At 38.2% G+C, this 22,104-nt stretch carries 18 protein-coding genes and 2 pseudogenes; 15 read left to right on the top strand and 5 right to left on the bottom strand.

What is annotated here, in order from left to right; genetic code table 11:
- Nucleotides 1–75 precede the first annotated feature (75 nt).
- Nucleotides 76–510, top strand: a complete 435-nt coding sequence (locus M1F26_RS16180) for an antirestriction protein (protein WP_318837613.1) — start codon at nucleotides 76–78, stop codon at nucleotides 508–510.
- Nucleotides 511–606: 96 nt separating this feature from the next.
- Nucleotides 607–1,029 (top strand): annotated as a pseudogene (locus M1F26_RS16185) (DUF932 domain-containing protein); the annotation flags it as partial.
- Between the two features lie 94 nt (nucleotides 1,030–1,123).
- Here M1F26_RS16185 and M1F26_RS16190 read toward each other — a convergent pair.
- From M1F26_RS16190 to M1F26_RS16200, 3 genes are read right to left on the bottom strand one after another with little or no spacing between them, the layout of a single operon-like run.
- Complete coding sequence (locus tag M1F26_RS16190; protein WP_140171163.1) at nucleotides 1,124–2,137, bottom strand: tyrosine-type recombinase/integrase; 1,014 nt, start codon at nucleotides 2,135–2,137, stop codon at nucleotides 1,124–1,126.
- Nucleotides 2,127–3,092: a tyrosine-type recombinase/integrase gene (locus tag M1F26_RS16195; RefSeq protein WP_140171161.1), complete on the bottom strand. Its 966-nt coding sequence runs from the start codon at nucleotides 3,090–3,092 to the stop codon at nucleotides 2,127–2,129. Before M1F26_RS16195 ends, M1F26_RS16190 begins: the two co-directional genes overlap by 11 nt.
- Nucleotides 3,092–4,369: a site-specific integrase gene (locus M1F26_RS16200; RefSeq protein WP_227528910.1), complete on the bottom strand. Its 1,278-nt coding sequence runs from the start codon at nucleotides 4,367–4,369 to the stop codon at nucleotides 3,092–3,094. Before M1F26_RS16200 ends, M1F26_RS16195 begins: the two co-directional genes overlap by 1 nt.
- Nucleotides 4,370–4,537: 168 nt before the next feature.
- Here M1F26_RS16200 and M1F26_RS16205 point away from each other — a divergent pair.
- From M1F26_RS16205 to M1F26_RS16255, 11 genes and pseudogenes are all read left to right on the top strand, one after another.
- Nucleotides 4,538–4,942, top strand: a pseudogene (locus tag M1F26_RS16205) (DUF932 domain-containing protein); the annotation flags it as partial.
- A gap of 17 nt (nucleotides 4,943–4,959) precedes the next feature.
- Nucleotides 4,960–5,442, top strand: coding sequence for a JAB domain-containing protein (locus tag M1F26_RS16210; RefSeq protein WP_014656726.1), 483 nt, complete (start codon nucleotides 4,960–4,962; stop codon nucleotides 5,440–5,442).
- A gap of 8 nt (nucleotides 5,443–5,450) precedes the next feature.
- Complete coding sequence (locus tag M1F26_RS16215; RefSeq protein WP_004917300.1) at nucleotides 5,451–5,672, top strand: DUF987 family protein; 222 nt, start codon at nucleotides 5,451–5,453, stop codon at nucleotides 5,670–5,672.
- A gap of 1,161 nt (nucleotides 5,673–6,833) precedes the next feature.
- Nucleotides 6,834–7,991 carry an N-acetylneuraminate epimerase gene (locus tag M1F26_RS16220; RefSeq protein WP_110591179.1) on the top strand — a complete coding sequence of 386 codons (1,158 nt, stop codon included), beginning with the start codon at nucleotides 6,834–6,836 and terminating at the stop codon, nucleotides 7,989–7,991.
- Between the two features lie 82 nt (nucleotides 7,992–8,073).
- Nucleotides 8,074–8,763 (top strand): oligogalacturonate-specific porin KdgM family protein, encoded by a 690-nt coding sequence (locus M1F26_RS16225; protein ID WP_140171694.1) that lies wholly within the window; start codon nucleotides 8,074–8,076, stop codon nucleotides 8,761–8,763.
- A gap of 205 nt (nucleotides 8,764–8,968) precedes the next feature.
- Nucleotides 8,969–9,667, top strand: a complete 699-nt coding sequence (locus M1F26_RS16230; protein ID WP_004258889.1) for an N-acetylmannosamine-6-phosphate 2-epimerase — start codon at nucleotides 8,969–8,971, stop codon at nucleotides 9,665–9,667.
- Entirely contained in the window at nucleotides 9,664–10,533 is an 870-nt protein-coding gene (nanK, locus tag M1F26_RS16235; RefSeq protein WP_140171695.1) for an N-acetylmannosamine kinase, read from the top strand. The genes M1F26_RS16230 and nanK overlap by 4 nt, the downstream gene beginning before the upstream one ends.
- A gap of 51 nt (nucleotides 10,534–10,584) precedes the next feature.
- Nucleotides 10,585–12,078: a sodium:solute symporter gene (locus M1F26_RS16240; protein WP_140171696.1), complete on the top strand. Its 1,494-nt coding sequence runs from the start codon at nucleotides 10,585–10,587 to the stop codon at nucleotides 12,076–12,078.
- Between the two features lie 9 nt (nucleotides 12,079–12,087).
- Nucleotides 12,088–12,561 carry an N-acetylneuraminate anomerase gene (gene nanQ, locus M1F26_RS16245; protein WP_140171697.1) on the top strand — a complete coding sequence of 158 codons (474 nt, stop codon included), beginning with the start codon at nucleotides 12,088–12,090 and terminating at the stop codon, nucleotides 12,559–12,561.
- 190 nt (nucleotides 12,562–12,751) lie between these two features.
- Nucleotides 12,752–13,639, top strand: coding sequence for a MurR/RpiR family transcriptional regulator (locus tag M1F26_RS16250; protein WP_004258907.1), 888 nt, complete (start codon nucleotides 12,752–12,754; stop codon nucleotides 13,637–13,639).
- A 174-nt stretch (nucleotides 13,640–13,813) separates the two neighbouring features.
- Nucleotides 13,814–14,704: a dihydrodipicolinate synthase family protein gene (locus tag M1F26_RS16255; protein ID WP_140171698.1), complete on the top strand. Its 891-nt coding sequence runs from the start codon at nucleotides 13,814–13,816 to the stop codon at nucleotides 14,702–14,704.
- Between the two features lie 216 nt (nucleotides 14,705–14,920).
- On the opposite strand, the gene M1F26_RS16260 is transcribed toward M1F26_RS16255, so the two are convergent.
- Nucleotides 14,921–15,598, bottom strand: coding sequence for a class I SAM-dependent methyltransferase (locus M1F26_RS16260; RefSeq protein WP_140171699.1), 678 nt, complete (start codon nucleotides 15,596–15,598; stop codon nucleotides 14,921–14,923).
- 2,195 nt (nucleotides 15,599–17,793) lie between these two features.
- Between M1F26_RS16260 and M1F26_RS16265 the strand changes: the two genes are divergently transcribed.
- Both M1F26_RS16265 and M1F26_RS16270 read left to right on the top strand, forming a co-directional pair.
- Entirely contained in the window at nucleotides 17,794–18,135 is a 342-nt protein-coding gene (locus M1F26_RS16265; RefSeq protein WP_036958050.1) for a helix-turn-helix domain-containing protein, read from the top strand.
- Nucleotides 18,136–18,225: 90 nt separating this feature from the next.
- Nucleotides 18,226–21,432, top strand: a complete 3,207-nt coding sequence (locus tag M1F26_RS16270; protein WP_233618348.1) for an ATP-binding protein — start codon at nucleotides 18,226–18,228, stop codon at nucleotides 21,430–21,432.
- Here the strand turns inward: M1F26_RS16270 and M1F26_RS16275 are convergent.
- Entirely contained in the window at nucleotides 21,410–22,063 is a 654-nt protein-coding gene (locus M1F26_RS16275; RefSeq protein WP_140171700.1) for a response regulator transcription factor, read from the bottom strand. The genes M1F26_RS16270 and M1F26_RS16275 overlap by 23 nt on opposite strands.
- Nucleotides 22,064–22,104 lie beyond the last annotated feature (41 nt).

Here is a 22,104-nt window from a genome sequence, read left to right on the forward strand (position 1 = left end):
GTGAACTAGCCCTGCGCCTTACGGTGCAGGGCTTTTTGTTTATTGCGACAAAATACACTGAATTGGAGTTTTATTATGTTTACCTTACAACAGCAAGCATCTGCCGTTATCAAAACTAACCTTGTTCACCCTCGTGGTCGTGATACCTTCTGGCGTTTTTACTTTGGTACTGTGCCAGACTGGCAACGTATTGAAGGCGATATCTTTAACATGATGGCGAAGCTTTGTAATCGCTATCAAGGTGCTTTCTGGGAGTTCAGTATGCTGTCTAATGGCGGCGTATTTATCTGGCCTGATATGCTCGAAACCTCCCTGCAAATGTTTAACCCGCATAACGGAAATGAAGCTGAGTTAAGCCCTGAAGCAGCCGGTATTGCTGTCTGTTTACTGGTGTATAGCATCTGGTCATTTAAAACCGAAAGCCCTGTGCTGGTGGAATATTTTTACCTGTTGCGTGATTACGCTAGACAGCATCCGGAGCAAGCTCAAATCTTTCGCCTTATAGACTGATTTATCAGTCACGGTTTTATCTTTCCCCCCACCAGCAATCTTCATTTAATCCATTTATCGAATGATTTATCAGTTTAATTATTGAGGAGAACCCCTATGTCTCGTTTAGCTTCCCGTTTTGGCAATGCTTGCTCTATTCGTCGTGACCGCCCGCTAACTACCGAAGAGCTGTATCGTACTGTACCCAGTGTTTTTGGTGAAAACAAACACGAATCCCGCAGTGAACGATATGCCTATATCCCTACGATTACGTTATTAGAAAGTTTACAGAAAGAAGGTTTTCAGCCGTTCTTTGCTTGTCAAACGCGTGTTCGTGATATTAGCCGTCGTGAGCATACCAAGCATATGTTAAGACTTCGACGCCATGACCAAATTACAGGAAGTCAAGTGCCTGAAATCATCTTACTCAATAGTCATGATGGCTCATCGAGTTATCAGATGTTACCGGGGATGTTCCGATTCGTTTGTCAGAATGGCTTAATTTGCGGACAAACCTTTGGTGAGGTGCGTGTACCGCACCTATGTTAATTTCTCAACTATGTATAGTTAGCTCGCGGAGCTATTGTCGGCTCCTATAGTTTATTGACCTGGAGCCGACAATTGATTTGCATAGTTACAGCGTTTTCAGAAAGTTGAGTAGATCATCTGATGCCCGGAATCGCTTGAATGTTGTGTCTGGTGCATCAAGGCGAGAAAGCACCTCTTCCTTCATCTGCAAGTTGGCTTCGACATAGCGATGCGTCGTATTCACGCTTTCGTGACCAAGCCATAGAGCAATGAGATTGAAGGAGACACCACTTTGCAGAAGGTGCATGGCGGTCGTATGCCTGAGGACATGTGGTGACACTCGCTTGGTCTTCAGACTGGGTTGAGTGGCTGCTGCACGATTGACTGCAAGTGCTAAACGTTGTGCCACATTAGCTCGCGTCATTGGTTGCCCCGATCTGGCAGGAAGCAATGCCGCATCACCGTGCATGTTCTGATTGGTTCGCAACCATGCCCGTATAATTCCAACCGTGGATTTCCATAATGGTATCGATCTCTTACGTCGCCCTTTTCCATTCAGATGAACGCATGCGCTTCCATCAAGCACGACATCAACAACACGTATATTGATTACCTCAGACACTCGAGCCCCCGTGTTATAGATAATCGTAAACAGCAAGTGGTCGCGCTGTGAGATCCAGTCATCACCAGGGTCACCGAGTATGGCGATGATTTCTGGGCGAGTTAAGTGGCCGATTAGTGGCTGATCAAAGCGTTTCATTGGTACATTGAGTGCTCGTTCTACCGTGTGTAATGCGGTAATGTCTCGTCGGCCAGCAAACCTGAGAAACGTTCGTAGGGCAGTTAGGCGAAGGTTGCGGCTTCGTACAGTATTCTGACGTTCTGACTCCAGATTATCCAAAAACTTCAAGATGAGATCTGGCGTGATGTCTTCCAACTTCATGGCTACTGGTTGTCTGTGCAACTGCGAAGTTGCAAACTCAAGAAATAGCTTGAGCGCATCCCGATAACAGGCGATTGTTTGCGGACTGAGAGCCCTTTGCGCCACCAGGTATTCAGTAAAAAACTGCTGCACAATTTCCGGGAAACTTGATTGCTTAGACATCGATTTACGCATCATTCACCTCCGGCATACACATTTCGAATTGCTTTGCCGAAGCCGCCATCAGCTCCGGAACCGCCTGTAGATACCAGTAAGTCTCCGCTATGCTGGCATGCCCTAAATAAGTCGATAGTGACAGCATCTCATGAGCAACATCGATCCCTTGTTGTTGCCACAGAATAATCCGCCTGACTACAAATGAATGCCGTAGATCGTGGATACGTGGTGCATGATGAGTGCCACGATTAACCCAGCCCAATTCCCGGCGTAATGCCCGGAATACCTGACAAACTTGTTGTCCGCCTAATGGTTTTCCTAATACATCGGCGCGTAATCCGATGAAAAAATAAGCATCTTCATCTGATGCTGCCCCCGTTAATTTACGTTGGTTCAGGTATTGATGTAATGCCTTGCTCGTACTCGGGTGCAACACGATTGAACGTGATTTTCCAAACTTGGTTCTCCGGATTATCAATATGCTCCTACGTAAGTCTACATCGCTAATGCGAAGTGACAGAGCCTCAGAAATACGCAATCCAGTGCTTGCGAGAAGACCAAAGAGTGTCTCGTAGAGCAGACCTCGGATGCTGTTGTGCGGGCCCAACCTCTTCGCCGCAGCCAACAGATCCTCGATCTCTTGCTCACTGTAGATATGCGGCGTTCCGCGCTCTGGTTTTCGTCCGCAGACCGAGCCATCTGGCACCTCGTGTTCCGGTTCTGAGAATTGCAACCAGCGCATGAAGGTACGCAAATATTTCAGGCGACCATGGGCCATGCTAATAGGCACAGCTTCGGTAAACCGGCCTTTTGATGCCCATTCGGTCATCAATTCAAGAGTTAATGGCCCTTGATGATTGGCTCGCTGTACGTATCGTGCAAAGCTACGTAAACAATAACTGGCATGACTCATTTCGAAGCCGAGATACCGTTTTTCAGAAAGATAACATTCAACTTGTGTGGTCAGATCGCCCATTATATCTGGCCCCCTGCAGTATCCATGTCAAAAAAGCCCGGCCACGGCAGAGCTACGCGTGCCAGATTACGACTGTCGAGTTTGGCATAAATGCATGTGGAATTTAACGAGCGGTGACGCAAAATATCAGCAATGTCTTTAATCGACGCACCAGTCGCAAGCAACCTGTTGGCCATCGTGTGACGCAGTAGATGGGCACTGGTGTACTGAAGCCCGGCACGTGCATATACCTGGCGTATAGCGATACTGACTACCGATCTACTAATGGGACGTTCACGAGGTGTTTTATGGCTGGCAAAGACCTCCCGATGCAGGGTCTTCGGTCTGCCGTTCTGTAGGTAGGCAGCGATGGCATTGCCTGTAGTTACGGGCAGGGGCATTACATCGTCCCGGCGGCCTTTTGTCCGACGCAGGGTGATTGTTCCGCTCACCCAATCAATATCATCCAGGCTCAGGCGGGCGATTTCACCAATACGAAGGCCGAGATCCAGAGCACAGCGCACCATGGCATCAGCACGCAATCCAATTGGGTCTGTTTGCCCAAGTGAGTTTAGCAGTTGTTCAATTTCGTCGGTGCTGAGTGACTTAGGTAAAGATGCCTGCTGCCAGTTAGCCGGATTTGCAAGGGCGCCAATCAAAACATACAAATCATCCTTTTGCATTATGCGCCACCGAAAATAGCCACGCAGACTGGACACAACGAGGCTAAAGCTTACCGGTGTTCTATAGACATTAGCCTGTGAGACAAGAAAATCACGAACATGTGCGGGGGTGAGCGTGGATAAATTGATGGCACCATCGTTGAATTTATCGCGAAGAAATCTGCCAACAATTCGTATGGAAGTCTCCCGAGTACTTCGCGCGAATCCACGGGCTTGTAGTAAATAGTCGTCAAAACGGCGTAACTCTACAGCCACTGGGAGCATATCAATAGGTTTAGGTGGGATTAACTCTATGGCCCGCAACATGTTTAACAAGTGCCCTAGGGGCGAGCGACTATGGTTGCGCCGATATCCCGAAACAGGCTCAATATAATCGGGAACGCGCTGGTGCAAAAATTCTTCAACCAGAGTCTCATTTACATCACACAAGGACAGGCGCATTTCCGACATCCAACGTGAAAACTGTGCCATGACCTCCCCGCAACGCTGAATATAACTGTTCGAATATCCACGACATGCTAAGTACTCTCGAAGTGTCTCTCTGTATTCAATCAATAATGGAACATAACCGGTAGGGTCACCGTGATTGCATAAAGTAGGTTGATCGGTATTCATGATTATCTCCTTGAAATGGGAGACAACAGGTTGGTTCGAAAATGAAAACTATGTATAGGAGAAATTTTAAGCCAGCTACCTATAATAGGTTAAATGGAGACGGATTAGCAACAAACTACACATAGTTGAGAGATCAACATAGGTGTGGCTATGAATAGATGCTCATAGCCTCACAAGGGCGATGTGGTGGAAAAAGTGATTGAAGGGGCTTATGAAGTGTTAGGGCTATTTGAACGCATGGATGAGCAACGTGATGCCATGCAATCCCTATTATTACCGCCACCAGCCCAACACATCTTTGCTCAATCTGCTCTCACATATCGTTATGGTGAAGCGCATCAACCTGTGACCGAAGCGCAAATATTACAGCCACGCCGTGTAGAAGATAAGAAGGACGATCTTTGGACGGTGTACCAACGTTTGCAAGAAAATTTAATTAAAGGGGGATTATCAGGCAGAAATGCGAAAGGTAAACGCGCTCGCACGCGTTCAGTGAATGGGATTGATGGGGATGTGAAGCTTAACCGAGCCTTGTGGGTGATGGCTGAAAATATGCTTCAACTAGCCTCGTAATGATGGAGATATTAACGATGGAGAGTATCAATACTTATACGAATACCTTAACACTGCTTCCTAATGAACAACGTACTATCAAACGTGCGTTGACCATACTGGATAAGTATCTGCGTGAACCGGGTATTGCTTTTACATCAACGCAAAATGTGAGGGATTGGTTACGGCTAAAAATGTCAGCATTAGAGCGTGAAGCGTTTATTGTGCTCTATTTGAATCAACAAAATCAGTTGATAAGCAGTGAAACCCTGTTTGCTGGCTCGATTAGCAGCACACAGGTTTATCCTCGTGAAGTCGTCAAACGAGCACTTCATTTTAATGCTGCTGCCGTTATCTTTGCACACAACCATCCGTCAGGCGATATCACGCCAAGCCAAGCGGATAAATCTATCACGCAACAATTAATAAAAGCATTGCAGCTAATTGAAGTACGAGTACTTGACCATCTGATCATCGGTGGTCAGCAAATCTTCTCTTTCGCTGAGCATGGCTTAGTATGAGGTGAACCATGAATATCATCCGTAAATCCGCAGCAATGAAGATCCATCAGCAACATTTAGGCTCTCGCCTTGCTCGTTATTGTAGGGGAAAGTATAAATGGGTTGGTAATAGCGAGCATTATATTGGTAAGGAGGTGCCAGATTGTCGTGGCGTGTTAGCTGTTTATGTTGAACGTCGCCAAGACAGAGATGGCCCTTATGCGTGTGTCATGTGTGTGACATTGAATTGAATAAGTACTGATCACTTTGAGTTTATCCTATATTGGATGGATAAATTAAGCCTACTTCCACTTTGATTAGTATTCAATGGCACATATCAAACCGTTGGATCTTAACTGAATTAGACATTGAGGAATTAAACAAAAATGACACAATAAGACATCATTAAACATGTCAAATTGGCAATACCATGATTCATACTAGAAACAATTAACATGAACATGATCCCCATTAAATGTATACTTAAAAAGGATTCGAATACGTTATAATTACACCTGTCATCTGTGCAAAAAAACAATCTATTTGCTGCGCTCTATCGCCCCAACCGTGCTCAACAAAACCCACCAAACGGACCGAGGGTACAAAAGAGGGTATAAATAAAATCAAATTCAATTAATATTTTTAAATACAACTAGTTATAATGAAAAGTCGATTCCGAGTCCGGCACCACTTATTTAAAGAACCCGCCCAAAAGGCGGGTTTTTGCTTTTCTAGCTACGGTAGATTTCAGGTCGTTGCAACACGTTATTTATTTACTGGATTTCATGCCATTTTTGCAGATGTTCTTTGCTGTTAAAGACACCTATACCCCCTCATAAACCTATCTCTTATTTTCTTGTGTAAGTATTCCATAAAAACAAATCATTAACTTTAACAGATATGTCAATTTCAGCTTTTCATTCACACTAGGCTATCAGATTGAATTGTGTTCTATCTACGAAACCTGTCAGCTTAAATCTGAACTGATACAGTCATGCTACGCTTTAATGTGTCTGGCAGATATACATAAAATAATAGGTGTAGCAATATGCTGCGCTATTTAATGAGTTTTATCTGGAGTATGGAAAGAAACCCGGAGCGGTATATTCAACTATGTCGGGATGTTTTATAACAGTAAGCGTTAGCATGGCTTGCGTGTTCTTATATCACCAACGTAATATAAATATCAATATTATCAATTAGTAACACATGTTTACATAGCTCGTATTAATTCAAAATTAAATTAAGACTAACCTTCAGGTAAGGAAAAAATATAGAGTTTAAAAAGATAACTTGACCATCTTCACATTTTATAAAACATCAATTTGAAGTTATACTTCATTTAATGTTTTATATTGGAGTTTAATTCTAAATAGAAATCTCACTTATAACCACTACAAGAGTGAACGCGTATGAAAATAATAAAGAAAATATCTTATCTCTTTTTCACCATAATACTGTCTTCACCAATATTCTCATCGACCAGTTTTGCTGAGAAACTCCCCGCCCTTCCTGTGACATTAAAAAATGGAACCGGAGTAATTAACCAAAATATTATTTACATAGGTTTAGGTAGTACAGGAAACTCATGGTATAAACTTGATCTTAATGAAAATAAAAAAAAATGGGAAAAAATAGCTGATTTTCCGGGTACGCCAAGAGACCAAGCTATAGCAATTAAGTTAAATAATAATATTTATATATTCGGCGGAGCGGGAAAAGAAAATATTGAGAGTGAAACAATAAGCTCATTAACAGATGTTTATCGTTATTCACCAAGTGAAGACAAATGGGAAAAAATAGATACTAGTTCACCTTATGGCTTGGTTGGTCATGCAGGGGTTAGTATCAGCACCAATAAAGCTATCATTCTTGGAGGAGTAAACAAGCAAATATTTGATAAATATTTCATTAATTTAAATCATGCTAAAAACAATTCATCTATTAAAAGTAAAGTTATTAATGATTATTTTAATAAACCCATAGAAGGCTATTTTTTTAATCGAGTCATACTAACTTATAATGCAGATAATAATCAATGGGGTTCATTAGGCACTATTCCTTTTAATGGAACTGCGGGTTCTTCATTAGTAAATGATAACAATTCAATAACCTTGATTAACGGTGAATTAAAGCCTGGGTTACGTACTAGTGAAATACAAACGGCTATATTAGAAAATAATCAACTACAGTGGAATACTACTGTACAGAAACTTCCTCCACCATCACCTGAGCAACAGCAAGATGGCTTGGCTGGTGCATTTGCAGGTTATAGTGCTCATACCTTACTTGTTGCTGGGGGTGCTAACTTCCCTGGGTCTCAGGCTAAGTATTCACAGAAACATTATTTTGCACATCAGGATTTAGACAAAAAATGGCATAAAGAAATTTATGGGTTGATTGATAATCAATGGAAAGTAATTGGTGAACTACCGATCCCTCTTGGTTATGGAATCACTATTGAGCATGGTAATTCACTATATTTAATCGGAGGTGAAACTACAAAAGGTGAGGCAGTTAATTCTGTAATCACTTTAACATTAAAAGATAAAGAGCTAATTATTAACTAAACCAGTTAAATTTATAAATTATAATAACCAACCAAGAACTCCATATTAAATTTATGGAGTCTTATCCACTCAGGTAAAAACTATGTTTAATAATAAAATTTTATTGGCATGTTGTACTTTTTTTATGTCATTTCAATTAAATGCGACTACATTAGACTTTCGTCATGAATATTCAGATTCATCCAGAATAAATAAAGATCGCATTGCCTTTATTCATTCATTTTCAAATGGTATCGGATTTTATATTGATGCCAGTATAAAGTCAGGTGGTGTTGATGGCGAAAAAGATAAAGTATTTAGTGATGTTGTTAATAATGCTATCGAAATGGGGCTAAGTTACAACCATAAGATAAATAAAAGTATAACGTTACAACCGGGATTAATTTTTGAAACAGTTACAGACACATCAATTTATAAACCTTATTTAAAGGCGCAATATAATTTTGATAACGGTTTATATATTGCAGGCCGTTATCGTTTTGATTATGCCAGAAAAACAAAAAAATCTGTTGATGACGAAAAAACAAATCGATTTGATGCGTTTATTGGCTATAAATATAATAAATACAAAATTGAATATGACTACACACAAATGTATAGCGATGGCATAAAATATGATAATAAGAAACGTAATTATGAACATAATGTCTCTTTCTCTTACCAATTGAGTGACACATTCACTCCTTATATTGAAGTTGGAAATGTTGCGGTAAGCCCGACCAGTGACGCCCGTCAAACTAGGTATCGTTTAGGATTACAATTCCACTTTTAAATCTTATGTAAAAAGATGCCAAAAATTATAGTGAGTAATTACTCCATTACTCACTATATTATTTTTTCATATTTATCAATAAATTAAGAGAAATATTTTATTATTTGATCTTCTTCACAAATTACGACTTTCGCAATTGAGGAATTTAGCTTCATAAAATAACATTTATTGGAGTTGTACTTCAAAATAAAATGGTGAGTTCAAAATGGCATTGATTGAAAAGATGACTACGGATATTCAACAAAAAGGAGGGCTGATCGTTTCTTGCCAGCCTGTCGATAATAGCCCTATGGATAAGCCAGAAATTGTTGCTGCAATGGCTCAAGCTGCAGTTAATGCAGGTGCAGTAGCAGTACGAATTGAGGGAATAGATAATTTAAAAGCAACTCGCCCTCTTATTGATGTGCCAATTATTGGTATTGTCAAACGCGATTTACTGGATAGTCCTGTCAGGATCACACCTTGGTTAAGTGATGTAGAAGCACTAGCAACAGAAGGTGCCGATATTATCGCTTTTGATGGTACGGATCGTGTACGCCCAGTTCCAGTCAATGAGTTATTGGCTTGCATACACCACTTCAATAGGTTGGCAATGGCAGATTGTTCCACATTTAATGAGGGAATGTATTGCCAGGAATTAGGAACAGAATTTATTGGTTCAACTATGTCTGGCTATACCGGTGGTGAAATACCTAAATTACCTGATTTACAATTAGTGGCAGCACTCGCTGAAAATGGATGTCGTGTAATAGCCGAAGGCCGCTATAACACACCTATGATTGCAGCAAGAGCTATACAAGCTGGAGCTTGGGCTGTCACAGTTGGTTCCGCATTAACCCGACTTGAACATGTCTGTGATTGGTTTACCCATGCCCTCAAGTTACAGCAGGAATTAGTTAAATGAATATATTAGCAATTGATATTGGAGGAACAAAGATTTCGGCTGCATTAATCAGTCGAGACAATCAACTTACGCACCATACTCAAATTACAACCCCTGCAAGTGCATCACCAACTCAACTCTATGAAGCTTTGGTGGCGATAACTACACCACTAAAAGCGTATGCAGATGGTGTCGCCGTAGCCTCTACAGGGATTATCTGTGATGGCGTATTAACTGCATTAAATCCTAATAATTTGGGAGGATTAAAAAATTTCCCGTTAAAAAAAACACTTTCTACAATAACCGGTTTGCCTTGCTGGTTACTCAATGATGCTCAAGCTGCTGCATGGGCTGAATATGATTACCGCCATGAAAATATCTCTGATATGGCATTTATTACAGTATCGACAGGGGTTGGGGGCGGCCTAATTCAACAAGGACAATTACAGCTAGGAAAACGAGGTATTGCAGGCCATCTAGGCCACACTATAGCTGATCCTCATGGCCCTCTTTGCGGCTGTGGTCGTTATGGATGTGTCGAAGCTATCGCTTCCGGCCGTGCCATTACTTCACAAGCTGTAAATGAACTTGCAGGTAAAGATGCTAAAGCTATTTTTACTGCCTATCACCAGGGAAGCCTTCAAGCGAAAACAATAATTGAAAACTCAGCAAGTACTATAGCTAATTTAGTTGCTGATATTAAAGCAATAATAGATGCCGACTGTGTTGTTCTTGGTGGAAGTGTTGGATTAGCAAATGGATATATCGAGCTTGTTCAAGCAGCTATCAGACAACAGCCCAAGGCGTTACAAGTCCCTATTTTAGCTGCTCACTATCATCATAATGCTGGACTTTGGGGAGCCGTTCTTTGGGCTAGGAAACACTAAAAAACTGTCGTACTTCTTACCTTTTACCTTACATATGGCAGGACTAAAAAAATGCAATTACATGATTTTGGTTTCGTTAATTATGCAGTGCTATTTGGATATTTAGCCGCAATGTTACTCGTTGGTGTTTATTTCTCTAAACGCCAAAAAACAGCGGATGATTATTTTCGTGCCGGGGGGCGGGTTCCCGGTTGGGCTGCCGGCGTTTCTGTCTTTGCAACAACATTAAGCTCAATTACCTTTATGTCAATTCCAGCGAAAGCTTATACTTCTGATTGGACTTTTATTATTGGCCAATATTTAGCGATCGCCATTTTGCCATTAGTATTTTATTTCTATATTCCTTTCTTTAGAAAATTAAAAATCACTTCAGCCTATGAGTATTTAGAAGCCCGTTTTGATATACGAAGTCGTTTATTTGCCAGCCTGTCATTTATGTTATTTCATATTGGTCGTATTGCAATTATCACTTATTTGACCGTACTCGCACTACGTCCTTTCATAGGGATAGACCCTATTATATTAGTTGTACTGATTAGTCTATTATGTATTATTTATACATGGATGGGAGGGATTGAAGGCGTTATTTGGACAGATGTTATTCAGGGATTGTTACTTTCAGGTGGTGCTGTTTTAATCTTTATCATGATTTGTTTTAAAGTTGATGGAGGTATTAGTGAGATTTTTACCACAACAGCACAGGCTGATAAATTTTTCCCGGATGCACAGTTACGCTGGAGTTGGACTGACAGTACTATTCCTGTATTAATGATTGGTTTTTTATTTGCCAATATTCAACAATTTACTGCAAGCCAAGATGTTGTCCAGCGCTACATTGTGACTGATTCTATCGAACAAACTAAACGTACTTTAATCACAAATGCTAAATTAGTTGCCATTATTCCTATTTTATTTTTTGCCATTGGTTCAGCCCTATTTGTGTATTACAAACAAAATCCAAGTTTGTTACCTGAAGGTTTTAATACCGGAGGTATCTTACCCTTATTTATTGTTACAGAAATGCCAGTGGGTATTTCTGGGCTAATCATTGCAGCTATCTTTGCCGCTGCTCAATCGAGCATATCTAGTAGCTTAAATAGTATTTCTAGTTGCTTTAATTCTGATATCTATATTCGCTTAAGTAAAGTTGAACGGCGTTCAGAACAAAAAATGAAAGTCGCCAGATTAGTTATAATTATTGCTGGAGTATTCAGCAGTTTAGCCACAATTTGGCTAGTTTTATCTGACGAGTCTGAAATATGGGATGCTTTTAACAGCTTAATCGGTTTAATGGGTGGCCCTATGACCGGACTATTTATGTTAGGTATTTTTGTTAAACGTGCTAATGCAGGTAGTGCGGTCGCAGGCATTATAGTAAGTATCATTGCTGTATTAGCAGCCCGTTATGGCAGTGACCTTAACTTTTTCTTCTATGGTGTAATAGGTGCTATGTCAGTAGTCATTATTGGTACAATTACTGCGCCATTTTTCTCGGCAGCAAAACAAATTTCATTGGATGATAGTGAAATATCAAGGAACTCATAGGAGGTATCTATGTTATTTGGTCATATATCTGACGCGGCAGTAATGCCTGAAATGAATTTGGTATTACGTAATATAATTAAAAAGGCACTCGCACTCGACCCATTCTCTTTAGAACCGGGATGCTACCCTATTGATGATAATGATGTATTCATGAATGTAATGTCATTTGAAACACAGTCTCGAGAACAAAAATGTGCAGAATTACATCATCGCTATATTGATATACAAATTTTACTATCCGGTGAGGAAGTTATAGATTACGGTGTTCGAAATTCGGCTAAAAATGCCACTGTTTACAGTGAAGCGGATGACTACCAACTCACAGATGTCATTGAAAATTGTCAAACATTGTCATTAATACCCTCTATGTTTGCTATTTTTATGCCTTATGAACCCCATAAACCAGGTATAGCAGCAGAGAAAGGAAACTGTATATTAAAAAAAGCAGTAATTAAGGTAAACCTTAATTTGCTGACAAGTTAATTTTCATCAGTTCCAATTAAACGCTTTATTTCTAATGCATCAATAAATTGTATATTGATGCAAATGGAATAAAGCGTTTTGTTATTATCACATAATTATAAGAGCAAGGCTTTTTTTAACCCGCCAGAATTGATACTCTTGTTAGCAGAATTCCATTCCCTTTGAACTTCGGCAAACAAGGATAATTTTCATGACAAAACAGTCAGTTACCAGACTGAAGCCAGGTAAAATACTCGACACACTAGGAGCAATGAAAAATAGCCTGACGCGAGTATCACAGCGTATTGCTGAATATATCCTGTTTCATCCTGTTGAAGTCACTCAGCTTTCCATCGCACAACTTTCCCAAGCGACTAAGGCGGGTGAGGCAACTGTAGTGCGTTTTTGCCGCACTTTAGGCTATAAGGGCTTTCAAGACTTTAAAATGGATTTAGCCATTGAAATGGCGACATCGGATAGTGAAGAATCACCAATCCTTGATGCTGAAGTTAGCCATCAGGATGATATCCATACTATAGGTTTAAAATTACAAGCAACCATCAATAATGTGTTATCAGAAACATTAAATTTACTTGATATGACGCAAGTTCAAGATGCTGTAAATGCGTTGCTATCATCGAATTATGTTTTTATCTGCGGTGTGGGTTCCTCAGGGATCACAGCAGAGGATCTAAAAAATAAACTGATGCGTATTGGATATCGAGTGGATGCTGTTACCAATAACCATTTTATGTATATGCAGGCTTCCTTATTGAAACCGGGTGATATCGCGATTGGTATCAGCCATTCCGGAAACTCACCGGAAACAGTTCATGCACTGAAACTTGCAAAAGAAGCAGGGGCTACCACAATTGCGCTAACGCATAATTTAGGTTCACACATTATGGAATATGCCAATTATTATCTGATTAATGGTAATCGACAGGGGAAATTACAAGGTGATTCTATTGGTACAAAAACAGCACAACTGTTCGTTTTAGACTTACTATATACCCTACTTGTCCAAGCTCAACCTGAAATGGTCAAAGAGCAAAAACTGCGTACACTAAATGCATTAAAAAATACCAATTCAGCATGAGTTTATAATCAGTGTTATGTGGTCTTGAACAAAAACCAGCTAAAGATCACACTTTCATTTTTCTCTTTCTTTAACGCTAATTTCATTATTGCGTTCTGAACGATTGATCCTTAATATAGAGTAAAACTCCATATCATAACAAATAAAGAAATCAACCTCCAAAAAGGAATGATAATGAAAAAACTCTCTGGATTAATCGCTGCACCTCATACACCTTTTGCTGCCGATGGCAGTATTAATTACCCTGTCATTGATAAAATTGCAGAACATCTTATTGCAAGTGGTGTCACTGGTGCTTACGTATTAGGAACAACAGGAGAAGGTATCCATTGTTCTGTCGAAGAACGCAAAAAAGTCGCTGAATGCTGGGCTGCTGCCAGTCAAGGACAACTAGATATCATTGTTCATACAGGTGCACTCAGTATTGCAGACACTATAGAGCTATCCCGTCATGCTGAAACGTTAGATATTCAAGCTACATCAGTGATTGGTCCTTGTTTCTTTAAACCAAGCAATGTAGATGACTTAGTTGAATATTGTCGTTTAGCAGCGATGAATTCTCCTTCTAAAGGCTTTTATTACTACCACTCTACTATGTCAGGTCTAAACATTGACATGGAAAAATTTTTACAAGCGGCAGGAAAAATAATTCCGAATTTATCCGGAATGAAATTTAATTCTCCTGATATGTATGAATTTCAACGTTGTTTACGTGTTGATGGCGGTAAATACGACATTCCATTTGGTGTAGATGAATTTATACCGGCAGGGTTAGCTTGTGGGGCGTTAAGCGCTGTAGGAAGCACCTATAACTATGCGGCTCCTTTATATCTTGAAATAATTGAGAAATTTAACACTGGTGATTACGATGGTATCGCTGCATGTATGGATAAAGTAATTGCAATTATTCGTGTGCTGGTAGAATACGGTGGTGTTGCTGCAGGTAAAGTTGCAATGCAATTACATGGTATTGATGTTGGTGATCCCCGCCGTCCACTACGCCCATTAACTGCAGCACAAAAAACGGATGCATTAGCAAAATTTAAAGCAGCCGGTTTTCTATAATTAACTTTACTCTTGTTGAGTATTAACAACACAAGCTTGTTTTTTTACATCTCCCCCATTTGATGATGACAGTGGCCTTCGAAGTGAAAGCCACTCTTTATTTCTTAAAATATTCCCCCAATCAGTTATCCGATTAAGCTGAATAACATCATGTGTAAAATCAAAAAAAAAATATATTGTCACCTATATAAGCAAATCATTTTTTATTACAGATAATTATATTTTACTACACTTGATTTTTTTATTTTTAGCAGTGAATAATGCAACCGCCCCCTGAATATTAACAGAAACATCTTCAAACAAAGAAGCAAGTGTCGTTTCAAGTGAATCTGCAGAGTCATAAACATTGCTAAAAATTCCTTTTTTATTATAGACTGACATTAGCTTACTTCCAAAACGATTATGCTTAACCCCCTTTCCAAGAATAGTCGCACCATATAAAGTGCCATCATCCTTAAGTGTTTCACTGATATTTATTATCGCTTGTTTCTTATCACTCATTTTCCCTGGCAAGCAATGTAATAAATAAAATATGGATACTGAATCAAATGCCCCTCTCAACTCACCAGTAAATCTGTTAAAAATATCATGGCAGAAACAAGAGTTTAATTTCTCATCAGAAATATATTTTTTAGCATATTCTAAACTGTGAATATTAAGATCGGAAAGTGATATTTTATTAATTTCATCTGCAGATTTTTTTAAATAAAAACCAGTCCCAACACCAATATCCATATGGTTGCTACCAAGATGAGATTTAAAGTGAGGAATTAAAAATTCATCAGTATTACAACGCCATGCATAGTTATTAGATATATTTAGTACCCACCAGTCATATAGAGCCAAAGAGAGAGGTGTATATACTTTAGAACCATCATTTGTGTTCAATGACATAAAATCTCCATAATGGAAAAAATATATATTATTTTTTATTATTTATTTTAATAGTCGAAAATAATGAGTGATAAGTCAGGTTATCATATGCTATAAGTGTAGGATTATATACTTGGTATTATTCAGAGTTATTTATATCACATCCCATCTTTAATCGGAAAAAACTCTGATAATTTCACACATGCGCCATTAAAATCATCTAAAGATATATCTCCATCTATTCGCCCCATTCACACCATAGCCTAACAAAACAAATCAAAAAACCAATAAATATGCATATCATCTTTGGTATGCTTCATCTGTGATAACCATAAACCATATGCCTTTCTAAATAATTTATCAGAAACCATTTACACAGATACTGGATAAAACCCACAAGGTCATGAAATACAAAATAACGAAATTTAATCATAACGATTAAAGCGAACATAATTCACGCAAGTAAATTAACAAGTTATATTTTTATTGTCAGTTTACCTCTTTCGAGGTATTTTCATTGAGCTAATGCTGTGTGGAAAATCATCTGCATCTCCCTTTCCTGAAGAGCGGGTATAATAGTCACCCTGAAAGTTTTTTTGAAAAACCGCATTGTCCATCCGAAATATCAAACGACATGATCTTGTTACCAAAATTATATGTACTAAAATCATCAATACTTTCATTTACCAGCAAATACTGACCTGTTTGATCAAATCCATGAAATAATGCAATGGCAGAGAGCCTCTGGTGACAACTATCTCCATTACTCAGTGTCACAGTTGCTGTAATCTTTTGGTGTATAAAAATACTCTTACTGCCCTCTTTATTTTGACAAGATTGACTGGCATTGAATTGTGCTTGTATTTTTTACATCAACACTGGCATACATCTCGTTAAATGGGGTTAATACACGCCCGATTATCAGGGTAAGAGTACATAGAGGAATTCACCGTCACGTGAATATTATCAGCTATTGCAACCAAAGGTAGTCCTATCAATAAAAACAAACCTATAACTCATTTTTTCATATTAAATTCCAAATCTATTTTCACCTCTGCGGATCAAGGGGACCTGTATCTGGGCTATACCGAATCAGATGTCTTCCCCATATGCTTTACAGCTTTCAATTGATCATCATTCTGAATTAATCTGCCCTTTTTCAGATAGTTAATTTTTCAGCCATCAATTGTGCTTCATCTTCGCTGTGAGTCACTAACAGTGCTGTTTGCCTGAGAGGGTAGATTTCATAGACCACCCCACCCGAGCTGAATTATTTACCGTGGTGGGGTGTCAGCTCAGAACATGGCAATCAATGTAGAAAAAAGGGGCATATTATGGGTCTTGACAAAAAGATAAAATAGATTTACTTTGAAAATCAATTCATTAAATAGCTTAATGTTCCCGAATCTGGGCACCATATATTTAAAGAACCCGCCCCAAAAGGCGGTTTTTTGCTTTTATATTTCTAAGCTCAAGTTGAGTACTCGGCTAAAGAATCTGAAATCTATAATCTTTTTTTATCTAACCTAAACACTTATTTCTATACCCTTTCAGTCTACTAGACATGGTTAGTCCGCCACTATACAGAATATTGATATACAAACAGCTATAATATAAAGTCAATTAACTTGACTTATACCAAATAACCAGGAATTACCTAAAAAAAACCAAACACTAAAGTTTATAATTAGATTATTATTCTCACCCTTTTCTCATTTCATCCATTAGACAGCCAAGCCTAACTCATATTACGTGTTTTTATTAGCCTATTGTCTTATCTAAGAACCTAAAAATAAGTTTTTATATTAATAGTTATGAAAATAAATCATTAAAAAACCACAATATCATTTTTTATTCCTAGCTATTGAGCTAAAAAAATAATCAAATACAATATTAATCAATAAGTGCTAATAATAATTTGTAATAAAAAGGTAACTAAGCCTTAATGTAATAAAACCTACTCAACCTTACCGAACAACTCACAATTTCTGCTTAACATGTTGTTAAGTAATAAAAATAACCCCATAAAACAAAGTGCAAATAACTATAATGTTTAGAATAAGACTCTGCATATGAACCTAAAATAAATGACTTAATCTTATTTAAAACTTTCAATTAAGGAATACCTTATATTCTAAAATTTTCTTTTCGTCATAATTTACTCTTAGCTATAAAAATAGTTTTATGAATCAATGATACTAGGGTCAAGTTTCCTCATGAAAAAGAAAAAAGATACAACTTATTATATCAGCCAACTAGTTGGTAAATGCTTACAAGAATACCGGCAAGAATTAGGAATTAGTGGTGAGAACATTGCGAAAGAGTTAGGCATTAGCCAACAGCAATTATCGCGCTATGAACGAGGAGAGAATGCGTTAACCGTAGATGTATTGTTTAAATTTATTCTTATACTCGGTATTAATTTCCCAGATTTTTACCATAGGCTATTCTATGTCGTGAGTCATCATCCTAAACTTTCACACTATATCACTAATTTAAATGGTTTTGGCTGGGAATTAGATGATTTAAAAGACTATTATAATTCAGCAATTGTATAACCTTTAGCGTAAAGAAATATTGTTTAATTTGTTTATTTTATATTATTATGAAAATCATGGAGTTTGCCTATAATCGATGAGAACAGCGCTATGCCTACCCCTTCTCCGACTGCATTTTCAAGGATAACTCGCACATCAGGACGCACGAATAGCATACTTACCATTGCTTTTCCTTTGTTATTTATTCTAATAACAACATTGATTTGGAGTGCAGAGCGAATTGTTCAACAAGAAACTAAACGCCTAGAAGTCGATTTTAGGTCACTAATAGGCTATATCAATGAACAAGAAAAGTTTTTACGATCTTTAAATAAGCAAAATCAAGATTTAATAGAGTTAGTTGAAAGCCGAACCTATGCAATACGAGAACAGTTCTTACCAACAAGGTCGCCATTATATCTACTCGAAGGTAAAGAATCTTTAGTTGCAATGCCATTTACCCTAGCTTGTGACAAGAGTTTAGAGTGTTCCAACGTTCCCAGTATATTATTTTCTTTAGGGGCCTATTTAGCTGATTACTATTCTACTTTTTGGGGAGGCTCATATTTTCCAGCTGCTGCAGTATTTTTTGTCAACGAACACGACCAAATTAGTATCAGCGTTCCTTCCGTTGGAACAGTTTTAGGAAATGAATCTATTTCTCCAAATTTGTATTACTCCGTCATTGATAGTATTAGAAAAAATTTACCTACTATTCATGCTCAATTTTTAGAATCACAAGAAAGCGATTCAAAAGACATTATCTGGTTACGTCCTGAGCCATTTGATCATATTCTCATTGGGATCATCCCTGCTGGTTTTGATGAACATTTATGGCAGAATGCTCACATTTCTCCTAAAAATATTTATGCAGTTAGTATGTTAAGCCAAGCAAGGCTTAGCGTGCTGGAGCGAATGTTAAACCCCACACTCACACATCAATTTTGGCTGATTCATGCAAAATATGGTCAGCTACTTGGAACAACCCAAGCACCTGAAGAAGAAGCATTAGAAGGTATTTTCTATACCAGAGATGGCCTAGTTCTTAAACTTTCATCTAAAACTGATGAATGGACTGGATATTATAGAATTAGTTATGCGGCTTTTTTTGAAGACAACCTGTGGCTTCCTATCAGTTTAGTTATTGCACTTTTCTTTAGTTTATTTTGTGGATGGGGATATCACCGCTGGTACCAACGAAAAATATTACAACCCGCAATAGACTCCCAGCAAGCTATCTTAGAAAATGAATCTTTTAACCAAACACTTATTGCGACAACCCCTATCGGCTTATGTGTAATAGATAAAGAAACCCAGCAGTTACGCTTTGCAAATGAGTTAGCTCGTTATTGGCTAAAAATAACCAATATATCTACTCCCCACGACTCAAATGAATATAATGAATTACTTATCAAGGTTCTTTCTGACACAGAACAGGTTAAAACTAATTTAAAGTCTGGGGAACATGTTCTTTATGTCGTAAGCACAGCAACTTATTACCAGCAGCGCCCTGTTATTTTATGCGCATTTACTGATATTACGATCCAAGCAGAAACTGAAAAACAACTTGATGATGCTAAGCGACTTGCAGAAGAAGCCAACCGAGCTAAATCCACATTTTTAGCAACAATGAGCCATGAAATACGAACCCCACTTTATGGTCTAATAGGTACATTAGAATTACTGGCAAATACCTCTCTTTCATCTCAACAAGCTCACTTTATTGATCGAATATCAACAACATCCCAATTACTTATGCAGTTAATTGGTGATATTTTAGATATTAGCAAAATAGAAGCTAATCAAATTCAAATTCATAATCAACCATTTGATTTATTAGAATTAGTGCAACAAACTGTTCAGTTATATCAAGGAATTGCTCAGCAAAAAGGGTTGCTCCTATTTGCTATTATTGACCCAAATGTACAAGCAAATAGAGTTGGTGACTCTGCCCGACTGCAACAAATTTTAGGTAATTTACTCAGTAATGCGATTAAATTTACCCACAGAGGTACTGTTACTATTGAACTTAAAAGAAGTAATAAAAATAATATATTACTACGTGTCAGTGATACAGGTGTTGGAATTAGCCCTGAACAACAAATAAAATTATTTGAGCCATTTTATCAAGCTCATTCAGAAATTCATGCTTATGGTGGTACTGGCTTAGGTCTATTTATTTGCTCTAAGCTTATCAAATTGATGGATGGGCAAATAAGTTTACAAAGCGAAACTGGAGTTGGTAGCTCGTTTCTCGTGACACTACCTTTAGCACTCGATATACAGCAAACACACTGGCTATCACTCAAAAACACCAATATTTGGTTGCAAACCCCAAACCCATTATTGACTGAAAATATAACGCAATGGCTAAAACGTTGGGGGGCTAATGTTTATTTCACAGAAAATAGCCTCCCCATAGATACCTCATCCGTTATTGCTGTCGGCATATTAATTCCATCGTTTCCTCTGCCGACTCATTGGGATGGACAACAATGGGTAAGCCCTGAGATGAATTTTCGACTATCCGAATTAAATCAGCAGTTATTCTTACTACAAAATAATAAAGAACAGTTACCCCTTATTTGTCCAACATCTCGTATACAAACTCATATGCATAAATATCCGCTTCGCGTTTTAATTGCTGAAGATAACCCCATTAACCAAGTTGTTCTACAAGAGCAGCTTGAATTACTCGGTTGTAAGGTATTTATTGCCAATGATGGTGAAGAAGCATTGGTAATTTGGGATAACGAAATTGTCGATATCATCCTTACAGACGTTAATATGCCTTATCGTAATGGTTATGAGCTTGCACAACAGCTACGCAGTGAAGGCGAAACATGTCCAATTATTGGTGTTACTGCGAATGGATTAAAAGAAGAAGAAGAGCGATGTCTAGAATCTGGAATGGATTCATGGCTTGTAAAACCTATAGAGCTAGAAACCTTAATTCAATTATTCAACCGTTTATTCCCGATTTACTCTTCCTCAACTTTAGAAACGGTACCCCTAAAAATGATTAACCCACTAAATGGAGAGGATAGAGAAAAAATTATTCATCATTTTATTACCGATATTGCTCAATTTTGCCGAGCTGTCGAATATAATAATACTGATGAAATAAAGCAGTTATCCCACCGTATCCGTGGCGCATTAATTAGTGTTGAACAACGTGAATTAGCTAATGAGCTTCGTGAGTTTGAGGCAACATTAGATTCACAGGCATCAACACACATTGATACTCAGGTTAACCAGAATATTTGCAATCAATTAGCTAATTGGATAAAAAAAATCAGTCAAATAAATGGTGTGTAAGGCAATAACTGATTAACGCTTGATTATTATCAACACCCAATTTACGCATTGCGGCATTTTTCTGTAAGCTGATAGTTTTATCACTGCGGTTTAATTGCTTAGCAATATCAACAATAGGCTTACCTTGAACAAAAAGTCGCAATACCTCAAGTTCACGAGGTGATAATGTCTTTACCCTATCATTTAATGTTATCGCATTACGGCTTTTTAATGTCGTTGTCATATCTGCAACAGGAATACGATATTGGCGGCCTTGCCCCGCTAATGTGATAGCCTTCATCAGGTCGCTTAATGGTGCCTCTTTTGACACCACCGCGCTCACCCCTGAATCATATAACATTTGTATAATCATTGGGTTAGAAACCATCGTTAATACAATCACAGCAATATTTGGGTATTGACGACGTAAAAATTGAATATAATTCTGGCCATCGCTAGATTCGGTATTATTAGGCATCATATAATCAGTTACGATCACATCAACCTCATTTTTTTTCAAAAAAGAAAATAGTTCAGCATCCTGAGTGTAGGCACCTAAAATTTCTAAATTCATTGATTGAGAAAGTGTATCTTTCAAACCTGAAAGCACAATGGGATGATCATCAACTAATACTAATTTGAGTTTTTTCATTTAATAATACTCAGCATCAGAATATGTATATTCAATATAAC

Origin of the sequence: Providencia sp. PROV048 (assembly GCF_033688165.1) — a bacterium.
GTDB lineage: Bacteria > Pseudomonadota > Gammaproteobacteria > Enterobacterales > Enterobacteriaceae > Providencia > Providencia hangzhouensis.

Coding starts and splice junctions, on each gene's coding strand:
- M1F26_RS16180 (WP_318837613.1), top strand. CDS start 76: ATGTTTACCTTACAACAGCAAGCATCTGCCGTTATCAAAACTAACCTT.
- M1F26_RS16190 (WP_140171163.1), bottom strand. CDS start 2,137: ATGATGCGTAAATCGATGTCTAAGCAATCAAGTTTCCCGGAAATTGTG.
- M1F26_RS16240 (WP_140171696.1), top strand. CDS start 10,585: ATGCAATTACATGATTTTGGTTTCGTTAATTATGCAGTGCTATTTGGA.
- M1F26_RS16200 (WP_227528910.1), bottom strand. CDS start 4,369: ATGAATACCGATCAACCTACTTTATGCAATCACGGTGACCCTACCGGT.
- nanK (WP_140171695.1), top strand. CDS start 9,664: ATGAATATATTAGCAATTGATATTGGAGGAACAAAGATTTCGGCTGCA.
- M1F26_RS16260 (WP_140171699.1), bottom strand. CDS start 15,598: ATGTCATTGAACACAAATGATGGTTCTAAAGTATATACACCTCTCTCT.
- M1F26_RS16270 (WP_233618348.1), top strand. CDS start 18,226: ATGCCTACCCCTTCTCCGACTGCATTTTCAAGGATAACTCGCACATCA.
- nanQ (WP_140171697.1), top strand. CDS start 12,088: ATGTTATTTGGTCATATATCTGACGCGGCAGTAATGCCTGAAATGAAT.
- M1F26_RS16220 (WP_110591179.1), top strand. CDS start 6,834: ATGAAAATAATAAAGAAAATATCTTATCTCTTTTTCACCATAATACTG.
- M1F26_RS16250 (WP_004258907.1), top strand. CDS start 12,752: ATGACAAAACAGTCAGTTACCAGACTGAAGCCAGGTAAAATACTCGAC.
- M1F26_RS16265 (WP_036958050.1), top strand. CDS start 17,794: ATGAAAAAGAAAAAAGATACAACTTATTATATCAGCCAACTAGTTGGT.
- M1F26_RS16215 (WP_004917300.1), top strand. CDS start 5,451: ATGAATATCATCCGTAAATCCGCAGCAATGAAGATCCATCAGCAACAT.
- M1F26_RS16230 (WP_004258889.1), top strand. CDS start 8,969: ATGGCATTGATTGAAAAGATGACTACGGATATTCAACAAAAAGGAGGG.
- M1F26_RS16275 (WP_140171700.1), bottom strand. CDS start 22,063: ATGAAAAAACTCAAATTAGTATTAGTTGATGATCATCCCATTGTGCTT.
- M1F26_RS16210 (WP_014656726.1), top strand. CDS start 4,960: ATGGAGAGTATCAATACTTATACGAATACCTTAACACTGCTTCCTAAT.
- M1F26_RS16195 (WP_140171161.1), bottom strand. CDS start 3,092: ATGGGCGATCTGACCACACAAGTTGAATGTTATCTTTCTGAAAAACGG.
- M1F26_RS16225 (WP_140171694.1), top strand. CDS start 8,074: ATGTTTAATAATAAAATTTTATTGGCATGTTGTACTTTTTTTATGTCA.
- M1F26_RS16255 (WP_140171698.1), top strand. CDS start 13,814: ATGAAAAAACTCTCTGGATTAATCGCTGCACCTCATACACCTTTTGCT.